This window comes from Alsobacter sp. SYSU BS001988 (assembly GCF_054796215.1).
In genome coordinates, this window is record NZ_JBTAMK010000004.1 from 21,261 (window position 1) to 34,166 (window position 12,906).

Here is a 12,906-nt window from a genome sequence, read left to right on the forward strand (position 1 = left end):
CGTTCCGGTTTGCCGACCGGGCGGCTCTTTTCTTGTCGGTCAGCCGTTCGGCCGGACAAGCTGACCCTAGGCGATCTTCTGCCGGACGTCACTGGACTCTTGCGCTATTTCTTCAATAGATCAGGGAGGCGCTAAATGCGTGTCGAATAGCTCGCTTTTCGGGAGTATCATCTACTTTTTCTGTTGATCCAGTCTCAGTGGTATATCACCCGTTATACTTGCATAGTGTTTGTGTAGGTTTTCATCCGCCGCAAGATACTGTGGATAACTTCACAGATGCCTGCTGTGCGGGAAGGCAGTGGGTGGCCCAGTTTCCCATCAGTGCGCGCCTTTTCTCCAACACGTCGGTCCGCCGATAGGCTCGCTCGACCTCGGTCCCGACCTGATGGCCCATCGCCTGTTCAATGACGGCGCGGGGGAAGTGGGTCTGGTCCTCGGCCCACGTGCGGAAGGTGGCGCGAAAGCCGTGCGGCACGATCGGGCGTCCGTCGCGCGGGTCGCGCCAGCAGACGCCGCCATCGGCTTTGAAGTTCATCTTCTTAAGATGGGTCAGCATGGCCATGTTGCTGATCGGCTGGTCGCCCCTGGGGCTCGGGAAGACAAACGTCGCCGACGTCCGCTGCTCCTTCATGCTGCGCAGCATGTCGACGACCACCGGCGCCAGCGGAACGCGGAACGGCTCCGCGCGGGTGCGCTTGTCCTTAAGGTGCTCGACCGGGATGGTCCACAAGGCCGCATCGAGGTCGAACTCCCGCCATTCCGCTCGCCGGACCGCGTCGGTCCGGACTGCGGTCAGGAGCAGAAGTTCGAGCGCCCGGGCAGCCATGGTCCGGCGTTGCCGAAGATCGGCGAGGAAGGCCGGCGCTTCGGCGTAGTCCAGCGACGGCTGCGGTCCACGGCTCAGCTTCTCGGGCGTAGAGAACCCAAGCGCCTTGAGGTCGTCCCACCGCGCCGGGTTCTCCGCCATGCTGATTCCGAAGCCGTCCCGCAGGCGAACGCGCGCGTGCTCGAACACCCGGCGGATCCGGCGGTGAAGCTTGCGCGCCGTCTCAGGCTTGGCGTGCCAGACCGGCCGGAGAACGCGCTCAACGTCGCTGGTCGTGATCTCGTCCACCATGCGGTCGAGCATCGAGCCGCAGTAAGCCTCGCCCAGGAGCAGGCTCCACTGATATCTGACCTTGGCGTTGGTCGATTTGGTCTGCTCCAGGTCGATCACCTCGGCCGCGATCTCGCGGAAGGTCGGACGGCGGCCACGCGCGGCGTCCGCCTTCCGCTTGGCGATGGGGTCCTCGCCTGCGGCGGCAGCGCGGCGTGCGGCGCTTGCCTTCTCACGGGCCGCCGAGAGCGGCACGTCGGGGAAGCCGCCTAGGCCCATGTCCCGTCGTCGCCCGGCCTGCTGGTAGCGAAAAACCCACTTTTTCGCGCCGCTGTCCGCGACGACGAGATAGAGCCCGCCCCCGTCGCCGTAGCGCCCCTCCGTCTTGATGGTCTCGACCTGACGAGCGCTGAGTTTGGGCATAGGCCGTTGTCCCACGTTTAGTCCCACATTCTGTGTCGGACTGCGATGGACGGCATCATCTCATCTCGGATGATCCCAACACAAGAACCCAAGGATAGCCTCGGGTTTTTGGTTTCAGCTGGACTGCAATGGATGTCGGATTGGTGCCCCTGGCCGGAATCGAACCAGCACTCCTTGCGGAAACCGATTTTGAGTCGGTCGCGTCTACCAGTTCCGCCACAGGGGCCCGCCCTTTCGGGAGGCGGCGGGACTATAGCCGGCCGCTGCGGCAGGTCAATCGCCTGCGGCTTCCGCCCTCCGGGAACAGGGCGGCGACGCTTGCGTTGGTTCTCATCGGACGTTCATCTTCAAAGGAGGACAATCATGAGGACCATCGTCATCGCCGCCGCCGCGCTCGCCGCCGTCTTCGCCGCTCCCGCCTATGCGGACGACAGCGGTGCGGCCGCCGGCGTGGCCACCGGCGCGATCGCGGGCGGCGTGGTGGGCGGCCCCGTCGGAGCGGCCGTGGGCGCGGGCGTGGGCGGCGTGGTCGGCGGCGCCACGACCGGTCCGAACCGCGACAAGGTCATCGTCGAGCAGCGCGCTCCGGTAGAGACCGGGACCGTCTCCAACTGCTCGTCCAAGACCGTCCAGAAGCAGAATTCCTTCGGCGACACGAAGACCACGACCACGCAGTCCTGCGACTGACGCCGTCTTGCGCGAACGAGGCCCGCTCCCGTCCCCGGGGGCGGGCTTCGTCGTGCGCGCAACTTGCAGGCGAACCGGGAGCAGGCTGTTAACCGGCGGGCCGCATCATCAGGCGATGTCCGCGCTACGCCTCGCTTTGCTGTTGACCCCGTGCTGGCTTTGCGCGGCCGGCGCGCTGTCGCCGGACCCCGCGTCCGCGCAGAACCCGGCCCGCGCCGCCCAGCCCTGCCCGGACTACGGATCCTTCGTGGCGGTCGACGCCGGACGTCAGAAGGGCGCCATCGTGGCCCGGTCCCACGCCGACTGCGCGGACCTGCCGGACCCCCGGCCGCGCGATCCCATCCACATCGGCGCGGAGGCCATCATCGGCGGCCAGCAGCAGGATGGCCAGGCCTCCGGCAGCCAGGCGCCCGGCGCGTCCACCTCCGGCGGCTCCGCCGGCCAGGCCGGCGCGGGGCGGCTGCAGCTTCCGGCCCCCGCCCCCGTCTGGAGGGTGACGCCGGGCCACCGCCGCGAACGGTGAGCGCGCCTCAGGGCGCGGCGAACGCGCCGAAGACCTCGACGACCTTCTCGTAGACCGGGCGCTTGAACGGGATGATCAGCGCCGGCAGACGCTCCATCCGCTCCCACCGCCACGCGTCGAATTCCGCCTTGTGGCCTCCGGCCGGACGGTGAATGTCGATCTCGCTCTCAGGGCCCTCGAATCTTAGGGCGAACCATCGCTGGGTCTGGCCGCGATAGCGCCCCCGCCAGGCCCGCCCCGAGACGGCCCTGGGCAGGTCATAGGCGTACCACTCCGGCGCCTCGCCGAGCAGCGAGACGGACGTCACATTCGTCTCCTCCTGCAACTCGCGAAGCGCCGCCCGGTAGGGTTCCTCGCCCCGGTCGATGCCGCCTTGCGGCATCTGCCACGAATGAGTGGCGTCGACATGCTCGGGTCCGGCCTCCTGCCTGCGCCGCCCCAGGAAGACCAGGCCCTCGCGATTGAGCAGCATGATTCCCACGCAGGGCCGATAGGGAAGGGTGTCGGTGCTCATGAGCGCTGCTTTTCTGGTTGGCCGGAAGGGCATCGAACCCCAGCGGGCCCGCCGCGTCCACCCCCGCCCTCAGGGGCGACCGGGCTTGGCGATCGCGGCGCTGAGCGGCACGAGCGCCAGGCCGCGAGCCTCCAGCCCCTTGGCCCATGCGGCGATGCGCTCGATGCTGACCGGCAGCGCGCTCGCCGCCCCCACCGAGACGCCGCGCTCCCGCGCGATCGTCTCCAGGCGGGCGAGCTGGTCATCGATGGACGATGCCTTCGGGCTCAGGTCGAGAACGGCGTCCGCCTTGGCGAAGGGCAGCTTCAGGCCGGCCGCGGCGGCCGGCATCAGGCTGCGCGCGGAGGAGCCGTCGTCGAGCAGCAGGAGCCCGCGCGACGCGATCTCCTTCAGGACCGGGGCCAGGGCCGAGTCGCTGGAGGTGAATTTCGCGCCCATGTGGTTCATCACGCCGACATAGCCCGGGAACCGGCTCATCACCCAGAGCAGGCGGTCCGTGTTCTCGCCGCCGGGGTTGGCGGCGGTGAGCGTATGCGGCCCGGGATCGTTGTCCGGATAGTCGAAGGGCTCCATCGGGACCTGGAGCATCACCTCGTGGCCGTCGTCGCGGGCCTTGGAGACCTGCCGCTCCAGCTCCGCCCCGTAGGGCGCGAACGCCAGCGTCACGTCGCCCGGCAGCCTCTGGATGGCGTCGTTGGTCAGTCCCTGGCTCAGGCCGAGGCCTCCCATCACGATCGCGATCCGCCCCACGGTCTTGGGCGGCAGAGCGACGGCGGGCCGGGCGTAGACGTCCGCCGGCCGCGCGCCGTCGGCGCCGATGCGGGGCAGGACGCCGTGGCGCGAGCGGTCCACAAGCCGCTTGTCAGGCGCGGGCGCCAGCTTCACGGCCGAGGGAGGCACCTGGATGACGATGCCGCCGGCCCGATCGCCCGTCCCGCGCACCACCCGCACGCCCGTGGCCTTCTCGGCCTCCGACATCGCCAGGGCGGAGTCCTGGGCCGGAGGCGCGCCTTCGCGCACGCGCGGCTCCGTGGCCGTCGCGGCCGACGCCGCCGGATCGGCGGGCTTGCTGCGCGTCACCGGGGCGGTGGCGTAGGGCTCGCCCCCATAGGGGTCCTTCACGATGACCAGGTAGCCGGCCAGGACCAGGAAAATCGTCGCCACGCCGCCGACGAAGAGATTGCCCAGCGCCAGCGGCATGCGCCGCCGCGGCCGCCGCGCCGTCTCAAGCCCGAGCGGGCGGGTCAGTTCATCGTGGCCCAACGTCACGTGCGGTCCCGTCGAGTGATCAAGCGAAACGCATCCTGAACGGCGAGCCCACCCTTAGGACTGCGGCCGAATCATAGCTGAATCATATGATTCGCTAAGGCGGGAACAATCCTCCACGAAAAAGCGGCGGAACCTGTGGCTCCGCCGCTTCACTTCCGTCGATCGCGGCGCCTGCGCGCCCCGCGCCCCCGTCAGTTCGGGGCGTTGGCCGGCTTCGCGGCCGTCGCGGGGGTGCTCGCCTTCGCGCCGGCGTCGTTGACCTTGACGCCGCGCAGCAGGTCGAACGCGTAGTTCAGCTGCTTGTCGTTCTTGGGATCCGGCGGGACATAGGCCGAGCTGCCGCCCTGCTCGTCGTCGCCGTTCTTCAGGTGGCCCTTGAGGCTCGCCTCGCCCTTGGTCTCGTCCTTGCCCTTCAGCTCGGCCGGGACCTCGTTGAGCACCTGCACGTCGGGGTCGATGCCCTTGGCCTGGATCGAGCGGCCGGACGGCGTGTAGTAGCGGGCCGTGGTCAGGCGCACCGCGCCGTTGGACCCGAGCGGGATGATCGTCTGCACCGAGCCCTTGCCGAAGGACCGGCTGCCGATGATGGTCGCCCGCTTGTGGTCCTGCAGCGCGCCGGCCACGATCTCGGAGGCCGACGCCGAGCCGCCATTGATCAGGACGATCACAGGCTTGCCCTTGGTCAGGTCGCCCGAGCGGGCGTTGTAGCGCTGCGTCTCGTCGGCGTTGCGCCCGCGGGTCGAGACGATCTCGCCTCTCTCCAGGAACGCGTCCGACACGGCGATCGCCTGGTCGAGCAGGCCGCCCGGGTTGTTGCGCAGGTCGATGACGTAGCCCTTCAGCTTGTCCGCCCCGACATCCTTGGTGATGGTGTCGATCGAGTTCTTCAGGCCCTCGAAGGTCTGCTCGTTGAACTGGGTGATGCGCACATAGCCGACATCCGTCTCGCTGCGCGAGCGCACCGACTTGATGCGGATCACGTCGCGGGTCAGCTTGAGCTCGAGCGGGTCGCTGGCGCCCTTGCGGGTGATCTTGAGGCGCACCACGGAGTTCACGGCGCCGCGCATCTTGTCGACGGCCTGGTTGAGGCTGAGCCCCTGCACGGCGTCGTCGTCGATGGCGGTGATGATGTCGCCGGCCTGCACGCCGGCCCGGGAGGCGGGCGTGTCGTCGATGGGCGACACGACCTTGATCAGGCCTTCCTCCATCGTGACCTCGATGCCGAGCCCGCCGAACTCTCCGCGCGTCTGCACCTGCATGTCGCGGAAGCTCTTGGCGTCCAGGTAGCTCGAATGCGGGTCGAGGCCCGACAGCATGCCGTTGATCGCCGACTCGATCAGCTTCGATTCGTCAGGCTTCTCGACATAGTCGGATCGGATCTTCTCGAACACATCCCCGAACAGATTCAGCTGCCGATAGGTGTCCGACGCCGCCGCCACGGCGCTGGTCGTCGACAGCAGCCGGTCGTTCGTCGCCAGCGTGGCGGCGCCGGCCCCGAGGACGACGCCGAGCATGAGCATGGGGAACTTGCGCATCATCCGCGAACTTTCTCGTTCGTCGATGCCGCCCACCAGGGCGACGGATCGATCGATATCCCGTCTTTCCGAAACTCTACGTAGAGCACCGGTTGCGATGTTTCGCTACCCACCGACGCTGCGGTCGCCTGGGAGCCTTCGCCCATGACGGCTACGGGCTCACCCGCCAGCACGAACTGTCCCAGGGTGACATTGATCCGATCCATGCCAGCCAGAAGCAGATAGTACCCACCGCCGGCGTTGATGATCAAGAGTTGCCCGTAGGTGCGGAATGGTCCCGCATACGCCACCCAGCCATCACATGGCGCCGAAACGAAGGCGCCGGGCCTCGTCGCGTAGGACATTCCCTTCAGGGTGCCTCCCACGGCGTCGGGAGCGTTGAAGCGCTTCAGCAAGACGCCGCTGACCGGCACCGGCAATAGCCCCTTGGCCTCTGAAAACGCAAGCTTCGGAGCCAGGCGGGCCGGGTCCCGGAAGGCGAGGGCGGCGATTTTGTCGCGGGTCTCCTTGACCTCGCTTTCGCGGGCGAGGCGGGTCTGCTCCTCCGCCGAGAGGGCCGCGCGCCTGGCCTCGTCGGCGGCCCGGGCGGCGGCGTCGATCTCGGTCTCGAGACGCCCGATCAATTCCTTGAGAGTTTGCGCCTTGCTGGCCAGGGCGGCGGCCTTCTCGGCCTCCTGCGCCGAATTCTGCTCGGCGCTGGCGATCTCCTTCTGGCGGGATTCGACGAGGGCGGCGAGCCGCTGCCGGTCCTCCACCAGCGAGCCGACATCCTTGGCGATCGTATCGCGCTCCGTCGCCGCGGCCGCGCGCAGCCGCACCATCTCGGCGAGGTCGGAGGCGAGCGCCTCCGTCTCCGAGCGCAGCTCCGGCAGCACCGCGCCGAGAAGCATCGAGGTGCGCACGGCCTCCAGCATGTCCTCGGGCCGCACCAGAACCACGGGCGGCGGACTGCGGCCGAGCCGCTGAAGGGCGGCCAGGACCTCGACGACGATGCCCCTGCGCCCGTCCAGCGAGGTCCGGATGGCGTCTTCCGTCTGGCTCAGCGTGGCGAGCCGGCCCTCGATCGCGGTGATCCGCTCTTCGGTCGCGCGGAGGCGGTTGCTGGTCTCGATCAAGGTGGCGTTCAGCCGCGCCCTGTCGGAGCGCAGCCCCGCGACCTCCTTCTCCAGGCGCGCGCGATCGGCGCTGGTCGATTGCAGGAACCGCTCCGTCGCCTCCAGCTCGAGCCTTCGCGTCGCCCGTTCGGCCGCCTTGAGGCTCGCGTCCGGCGCGGCGGGCGCGCCCTGCTCGGGCGACGCGGGATCGAGGGCCCGCGCTCCGCCCGGGGCCAGTCCGAGGCAGACCCCGAGGCCGACGCCGAGGATCGCATGTCGCAAGGGAGTCAGCCGCATCGGCCGTGTCGCGCCTCCGCCTCGAATCGGGCTTTCCAGTGTCGCCAGTGTGCCCCGCAATGCGGCAAGCTGATGGGGGCTTTGCCTCCATCCACATGCTTTGCGGCGAGGCTGGTCAAGCCCGATGATAGGGGTGGCCCGCCAGGATGGTCATCGCCCTGTAGAGCTGCTCGGCCGCGAGCACGCGCACGATCTGGTGAGGCAGCGTCATGCGCCCGAAGGCCAGGCTCGTCTCGGCGCGGGCCAGCAAAGCCGGGTCGAGGCCGTCCGCCCCGCCGATGACCAGCGCCAAGCTCCGGCGGCCGGCGTCTCGCTGCGCCGCGAGCGCCTGCGCGAAGGCTTCGCTGGTGGGCGATCCGCCGCGCTCGTCGAGGACGAACAGCACGCCTTCGCCGAGCTTGCCCAAGATGGCGGCGGCTTCCTCGGCCTTCCGGTCAGCGGCGCGCGAGCTGCGGCTCTCCGGCAACTCCAGCGTCTCGAAGCCCGTGAAGCCGAGCGCGCGACCCGAGGCGCGGGCGCGCTCCTCGTAGCGCGCGGCCAGCTCCCGTTCAGGGCCGTCCTTCAGGCGGCCGACCGCGATGACGAAGACGCGCACAGGTCGGATCTCCGCGCCCGCGGCGCGCTGGTCGACGGTAGGCGGCCTGGATGGCGCGGGTTACGAGACGGCGCGATCCGCCGGCCGGTCCCCGCCCCACATCTTTTCCAGGTTGTAGAAATGCCGGACCTCGGGCCTGAAGACGTGCACGATGACGTCGCCGGCGTCGATGAGCACCCAATCGCAGTGGGGCATGCCCTCGACCCTGATGTCCTTGCGTCCACGCTCCTTGAGGCCTTCGATGACGCGATCGGCGATCGACCCAACATGCCTGTTGGACCGGCCCGATGTCACGATCATGGCGTCGGCGAGGGAGGTTTTGCCCGTCAGGTCGATGGAGACCGTGTCCTCGGCTTTAGCATCGTCCAGGAGCCCGAGAACCAACGGGAGCGTCGCGTCGTCGTTCGGCTCGACCGAGCCGGTCGCGGCGAGGTGCGAAGTCTCGGCGACTTCGCGAAGGTTGGTCATTGTCAGCGTTCGACCCTCTTGTCGATGTGCGCGCAATCCGCGCATCTCGTGAATATAGTCGAAACGGGCCGAAGTTCCAATGAGGGCGGGCTCAGTCTTTTTCAGCCCATGATGGAGCCGCCGGATTTGCTTGGGCGCGCTGTCGCCTGAGCGCCGTCGACGACAAGGACGAACGGCGCCCGTGCAGGAAGGTCCAGGCCGGCGTGGCCGCGCCGGGCAGCAGCCCCGCGTCGCTCTCGTCCAGGCGATGCCGCGCCAGCGCGACGGCCGCGGCCGAGCGCGACGCCTTCAGCGTCGACCCCGGCCGGTCGATGACCGCGATCGGCATCAATTCCGCGATCAGCCGCCAGCGCTGCCAGCGATGGAAGTTGGCCAGGTTGTCGGCCCCCATCAGCCAGACGAAGTTCACCCCCGGACAGCGCCGACCCAGATAGGCCAGCGTGTCGTGGGTGAAGCGCGTGCCGATCGCCGCCTCGAAGCCGGTCACGTCGATCCTGGGATCCTGGGCGATGGCGCGGGCCGCCGCCATGCGCTCGCGCAGGGGCGGCAGTCCGGCGTTGTCCTTGAGCGGGTTGCCGGGCGTCACGATCCACCAGACGCGGTCCAGCCCCATCCGGCGCAGCGCGGTCTCGCTGGCCAGGAGATGTCCGTGGTGAGCGGGATTGAACGAGCCTCCGAGCAGGCCGATCCGCATGCCCGGGGCGTGCCGGGGCAGGCTGGGAAGCGGACCGGTGGTGCGGGGCTGGACGAGAGGGCCTTCGACGCGCATGCGGGGCGACCATGGCGGCTGCGGCGCGGCGGCGCAAGCATCCGCCCCGGTCCGAAGCTTGCTTGCCGGCTTCTGGTCCGCCCGCCATAGTTCGGCGACCGCGGAGGCGCGAGCAGCGACGGAACGCAGATGGCCTACCGGATCATGATCGGCCCACGCACATGGGTCTTCGGCGATCTCAAGGAGCTGATGGCCAAGGCGACCCCGCCGCGCTCCGGGGACCGGCTCGCCGGCGTCGCGGCCGAAACGGCCGAGGAGAGCGTCGCCGCCCGCATGGCGCTGGCGGACACGCCGTTGAAGCGCATCCTCGCCGAACCGCTCATCCCCTATGAGGCGGACGAGGTCACCCGTCTGATCCTCGACGGCCATGACGACGCGGCCTTCGCGCCGGTGGCCTCCCTCACGGTCGGCGGCTTTCGCGACTGGCTGCTCTCGGACGCCGCGACCCCGGAGGCGCTGGGCGCGCTGGCCAAGGGCGTCACGCCCGAGATCGCGGCTGCGGTCAGCAAGGTGATGCGCAACCAGGATCTCATCGCCGCGGCCCGCAAATGCCGCGTCGTCACGCGCTTCCGCAACACCATCGGGCTGCCCGGCACGATGGCGGTCCGGCTGCAGCCCAACCATCCCACGGACGACCGCAAGGGCGTCGCGGCCTCCATCCTGGACGGGCTGCTGCTGGGAGCCGGCGACGCCTGCATCGGGATCAATCCGGCCAGCGACAACACCGCCGTGATCGGCGACCTCATGAAGCTGGTCGACGACGTCATCGCCCGGTTCGAGATCCCGACCCAATCCTGCGTGCTCACCCACGTCACCACGACGCTCGAGCTCATCCGCCGCGGCGCGCCGGTCGATCTCGTATTCCAGTCGGTCGCCGGCACGCAGGCGGCGAACCGCTCCTTCGGCGTCGATCTTGCGATGCTGCGCGAGGCGCGCGAGGCGGCGCTGTCGCTCGGGCGCGGAACGGTCGGCTCGAACGTCATGTATTTCGAGACCGGCCAAGGTTCGGCCCTCTCGGCCGGCGCGCATCACGGCGTCGACCAGCAGACCTGCGAGGCCCGCGCCTATGCGGTCGCGCGCGCCTTCGATCCGCTGCTCGTCAACACGGTCGTCGGCTTCATCGGGCCGGAATATCTCTATGACGGCAAGGAGATCATCCGCGCCGGCCTGGAGGACCACTTCTGCGGCAAGCTGATGGGCCTGCCGCTGGGCGTGGACGTCTGCTACACGAACCACGCCGAAGCCGACCAGGACGACATGGACACCCTGCTCACCGTGCTGGCCGCGGCGGGCGTCAGCTACGTGATGGGCGTGCCGGGCGCCGACGACGTGATGCTGAACTACCAGTCGACCTCGTTCCACGACGCTCTCTATGTGCGCGAGGTGTTCGGCCTCCGGCGCGCCCCGGAATTCGAGGCCTGGCTGGCCCGCATGGGCATCGCCGGCCCGGATGGACGGCTTCTGCCCGGACAGGCGCCGCGGCTGCTCGGGGCGGCCCGGGAGCTGGCCGCCTGATGGCCGACGCCCCCTCCAAGCCGACGCCTTCCCGTCTGGAGACCGGTCCGGACCCGCTGGCCGCCCTGCGCGCCTTCACGCCAGCCCGCATCGGGCTGGGCCGCTCCGGCGCGAGCCTGCCGACGCGCGAGGTGCTGGACTTCGCCATGGCGCACGCCCTGGCGCGGGACGCCGTGCACGCCGCCCTGGACGCCGAAGCCGCCGCCGCCGGCCTGCGCGGGCTGGGCCTGCAGGCCGTGGTCTGCGACAGCGCCGCGCCGGCGCGCGACGTCTATCTGCGCCGGCCCGACCTCGGACGCTCCCTGTCGGACGAAAGCCGGCGGAGACTGGAGGCGCTTCGTCCCGATCCGGCCGATGTGGCGCTGGTGATCGCCGACGGCCTGTCGGCGCGGGCCGTGCACGACCACGCGATCCCGTTCGCGGCGGCCCTTCTCCCCCTGCTCGCCGGAGCGGGCCTGACCGTCGGTCCCGCCGTCGTGGCCCGGCAGGCCCGGGTCGCGATGGGCGACGAGATCGGCGAAAGACTGGGCGCGCGCGCGGTCGCGGTGCTGATCGGCGAGCGTCCCGGCCTGTCGGCGCCCGACAGCCTCGGGCTCTATCTCACCTTCGGTCCGCGGCCTGGCCGCCACGATGCGGAGAGGAACTGCATCTCCAATATCCGCACGGCGGGCCTGTCCTATGCGCAGGCCGCCCACAAGGCGGCCTGGCTCATCCGCGAAGCCCTGCGTCGGGGCCTCACAGGCGTGGACCTGAAGGACGAGAGCGAGGCGGCGGCGCTGGCCCCGCCTTCCGCCGGTCTGGCCTTGCCCGGCGCCTAGGGCCGGGTCTGCCCGGTCCCGTGGACGCGGTACTTGAAGCTCGTCAGCTGCTCCACGCCCACCGGGCCGCGCGCATGCATGCGGCCGGTCGCGATGCCGATCTCGGCCCCGAAGCCGAACTCCCCGCCGTCCGCGAACTGCGTCGAAGCGTTGTGCAGCACAATGGCGGAATCGACCTCCGCCAGGAACCGCCCGGCGGCGGCCTCGTCCTGCGTGACGATGGAGTCCGTATGGTGGGACCCATAGGTCTCGATGTGCTCGATCGCGCCGTCGAGGCCGTCGACGACCCGCACGGCCAGGATGGCGTCGAGATATTCGGTGCGCCAGTCCTCCTCGCTCGCCGCCACGACCCTCGGATCGACCGCCCGCGTCGCCTCGTCCCCCCGCACCTCGCAGCCGGCGTCGAGCAGCGCCGTCACGAGCGGGGCCAGATGCGTGGCCGCGCAGGCGCGGTCCACCAGCAGCGTCTCGGCCGAGCCGCACACGCCGGTGCGGCGGAGCTTGGCGTTGAGCACGATCGCCTTCGCCATCTCCAGGTCGGCGGCCGCGTGCACGAACACGTGGCAAAGCCCCTCCAGATGCGCGAAGACCGGGACACGCGCCTCGCTCTGGACCCGTCCGACGAGGCTCTTGCCGCCGCGCGGCACGATGACGTCCACCGCGCCGTCGAGGCCCGCCAGCATGGCCCCGACCGCCGCGCGGTCGGCCGTGGGAACGAGCTGGATGGCGTCCTCCGGCAGGCCCGCCTGGGCGAGGCCGCGGCGCAACGCCGCCGCGATCGCCCCCGATGTGCGCAGGCTCTCCGACCCGCAGCGCAGGATGGCGGCGTTGCCGGCCTTGACGCACAGCGCCCCGGCGTCGGCCGTGACGTTGGGCCGGCTCTCGAAAATGACCCCCACCACGCCGAGCGGCGTCGCGACCCGCTCGAACCGGAGGCCGTTCGGCTGGGTCCACTCGGCGAGCCGGCGCCCGACGGGGTCGGCCAGCGCGGCGATGTCCTCGACGGCCCGCGCCACGGCCTCCAGGCGCCCGGCGTCGAGCGCCAGCCTGTCGATGAAGGCGCCCTTCGTGCCGCGCGCCTGCGCGTCGGCCATGTCGAGCGCGTTGGCGGCCAGGATGTCGGCCGCGCTGGCCCGGATGGCCGCGGCGCCGGCCTGCAGCGCGGCGTTCCTGGCGGAGGACGGGGAGGTCGCGAGCCGGCGGGCGGCCGCGCGGGCGCGCCGTCCCAGGCTCGCCATTGTGGCGGCGACGTCGGCCGCGGGCTCCTGGCCGTCAGCCCTGCGCGCGCTCTGCAGCATCGTCC

Annotated in this window: 13 protein-coding genes and 1 tRNA gene; 4 read left to right on the forward strand and 10 right to left on the reverse strand. The window is 70.3% G+C overall.

Annotation, left to right across the window (positions count from 1 at the left end):
• Positions 1–241 precede the first annotated feature (241 nt).
• A complete protein-coding gene (locus ACYVO7_RS09575) occupies positions 242–1,519 on the reverse strand; it encodes a tyrosine-type recombinase/integrase (protein WP_460449613.1) in 1,278 nt (425 codons plus the stop codon).
• Positions 1,520–1,660: 141 nt separating this feature from the next.
• Positions 1,661–1,745: transfer RNA gene (locus tag ACYVO7_RS09580), tRNA-Leu, on the reverse strand.
• Between the two features lie 137 nt (positions 1,746–1,882).
• On the opposite strand from ACYVO7_RS09580, the gene ACYVO7_RS09585 reads away from it, so the two are divergent.
• Both ACYVO7_RS09585 and ACYVO7_RS09590 read left to right on the forward strand, forming a co-directional pair.
• A complete protein-coding gene (locus ACYVO7_RS09585; RefSeq protein ID WP_460449614.1) occupies positions 1,883–2,206 on the forward strand; it encodes a hypothetical protein in 324 nt (107 codons plus the stop codon).
• Between the two features lie 115 nt (positions 2,207–2,321).
• Positions 2,322–2,729 carry a hypothetical protein gene (locus ACYVO7_RS09590; RefSeq protein WP_460449615.1) on the forward strand — a complete coding sequence of 136 codons (408 nt, stop codon included), beginning with the start codon at positions 2,322–2,324 and terminating at the stop codon, positions 2,727–2,729.
• Between the two features lie 7 nt (positions 2,730–2,736).
• Here ACYVO7_RS09590 and ACYVO7_RS09595 read toward each other — a convergent pair whose 3' ends face one another.
• The 7 genes from ACYVO7_RS09595 to ACYVO7_RS09625 all read right to left on the reverse strand — a co-directional run bounded on the left by ACYVO7_RS09595 (position 2,737) and on the right by ACYVO7_RS09625 (position 9,270).
• Positions 2,737–3,243 carry an RNA pyrophosphohydrolase gene (locus ACYVO7_RS09595; RefSeq protein WP_460449616.1) on the reverse strand — a complete coding sequence of 169 codons (507 nt, stop codon included), beginning with the start codon at positions 3,241–3,243 and terminating at the stop codon, positions 2,737–2,739.
• 69 nt (positions 3,244–3,312) lie between these two features.
• Positions 3,313–4,512, reverse strand: coding sequence for a divergent polysaccharide deacetylase family protein (locus tag ACYVO7_RS09600; RefSeq protein WP_460449617.1), 1,200 nt, complete (start codon positions 4,510–4,512; stop codon positions 3,313–3,315).
• A gap of 191 nt (positions 4,513–4,703) precedes the next feature.
• The gene (locus ACYVO7_RS09605; protein ID WP_460449962.1) at positions 4,704–6,047 is read right to left on the reverse strand and encodes a S41 family peptidase; all 1,344 of its coding nucleotides are present in this window, start codon (positions 6,045–6,047) and stop codon (positions 4,704–4,706) included.
• Entirely contained in the window at positions 6,047–7,162 is a 1,116-nt protein-coding gene (locus ACYVO7_RS09610) for a murein hydrolase activator EnvC family protein (protein WP_460449618.1), read from the reverse strand. The genes ACYVO7_RS09605 and ACYVO7_RS09610 overlap by 1 nt, the downstream gene beginning before the upstream one ends.
• Positions 7,163–7,553: 391 nt before the next feature.
• Positions 7,554–8,033 carry a 23S rRNA (pseudouridine(1915)-N(3))-methyltransferase RlmH gene (gene rlmH / locus ACYVO7_RS09615; RefSeq protein ID WP_460449619.1) on the reverse strand — a complete coding sequence of 160 codons (480 nt, stop codon included), beginning with the start codon at positions 8,031–8,033 and terminating at the stop codon, positions 7,554–7,556.
• A gap of 60 nt (positions 8,034–8,093) precedes the next feature.
• Entirely contained in the window at positions 8,094–8,501 is a 408-nt protein-coding gene (rsfS, locus tag ACYVO7_RS09620) for a ribosome silencing factor (protein ID WP_460449620.1), read from the reverse strand.
• A gap of 91 nt (positions 8,502–8,592) precedes the next feature.
• Entirely contained in the window at positions 8,593–9,270 is a 678-nt protein-coding gene (locus tag ACYVO7_RS09625; RefSeq protein ID WP_460449621.1) for a nicotinate-nucleotide adenylyltransferase, read from the reverse strand.
• A 129-nt stretch (positions 9,271–9,399) separates the two neighbouring features.
• On the opposite strand from ACYVO7_RS09625, the gene ACYVO7_RS09630 reads away from it, so the two are divergent.
• Positions 9,400–10,785 (forward strand): ethanolamine ammonia-lyase subunit EutB, encoded by a 1,386-nt coding sequence (locus ACYVO7_RS09630; protein WP_460449622.1) that lies wholly within the window; start codon positions 9,400–9,402, stop codon positions 10,783–10,785.
• Positions 10,785–11,603 (forward strand): ethanolamine ammonia-lyase subunit EutC, encoded by an 819-nt coding sequence (gene eutC, locus ACYVO7_RS09635; protein ID WP_460449623.1) that lies wholly within the window; start codon positions 10,785–10,787, stop codon positions 11,601–11,603. The genes ACYVO7_RS09630 and eutC overlap by 1 nt, the downstream gene beginning before the upstream one ends.
• On the opposite strand, the gene ACYVO7_RS09640 is transcribed toward eutC, so the two are convergent.
• A complete protein-coding gene (locus tag ACYVO7_RS09640; protein WP_460449624.1) occupies positions 11,600–12,901 on the reverse strand; it encodes a glutamate-5-semialdehyde dehydrogenase in 1,302 nt (433 codons plus the stop codon). The genes eutC and ACYVO7_RS09640 overlap by 4 nt on opposite strands.
• Between the last annotated feature and the right edge of the window lie 5 nt (positions 12,902–12,906).

Excerpts from the sequence above, each read along its gene's own strand:
- ACYVO7_RS09640 (WP_460449624.1), bottom strand. The coding sequence starts at position 12,901 with ATGCTGCAGAGCGCGCGCAGGGCTGACGGCCAGGAGCCCGCGGCCGAC.
- ACYVO7_RS09630 (WP_460449622.1), top strand. The coding sequence starts at position 9,400 with ATGGCCTACCGGATCATGATCGGCCCACGCACATGGGTCTTCGGCGAT.
- ACYVO7_RS09575 (WP_460449613.1), bottom strand. The coding sequence starts at position 1,519 with ATGCCCAAACTCAGCGCTCGTCAGGTCGAGACCATCAAGACGGAGGGG.
- ACYVO7_RS09590 (WP_460449615.1), top strand. The coding sequence starts at position 2,322 with ATGTCCGCGCTACGCCTCGCTTTGCTGTTGACCCCGTGCTGGCTTTGC.
- rsfS (WP_460449620.1), bottom strand. The coding sequence starts at position 8,501 with ATGACCAACCTTCGCGAAGTCGCCGAGACTTCGCACCTCGCCGCGACC.
- ACYVO7_RS09585 (WP_460449614.1), top strand. The coding sequence starts at position 1,883 with ATGAGGACCATCGTCATCGCCGCCGCCGCGCTCGCCGCCGTCTTCGCC.
- ACYVO7_RS09605 (WP_460449962.1), bottom strand. The coding sequence starts at position 6,047 with ATGCGCAAGTTCCCCATGCTCATGCTCGGCGTCGTCCTCGGGGCCGGC.
- eutC (WP_460449623.1), top strand. The coding sequence starts at position 10,785 with ATGGCCGACGCCCCCTCCAAGCCGACGCCTTCCCGTCTGGAGACCGGT.
- ACYVO7_RS09595 (WP_460449616.1), bottom strand. The coding sequence starts at position 3,243 with ATGAGCACCGACACCCTTCCCTATCGGCCCTGCGTGGGAATCATGCTG.
- ACYVO7_RS09625 (WP_460449621.1), bottom strand. The coding sequence starts at position 9,270 with ATGCGCGTCGAAGGCCCTCTCGTCCAGCCCCGCACCACCGGTCCGCTT.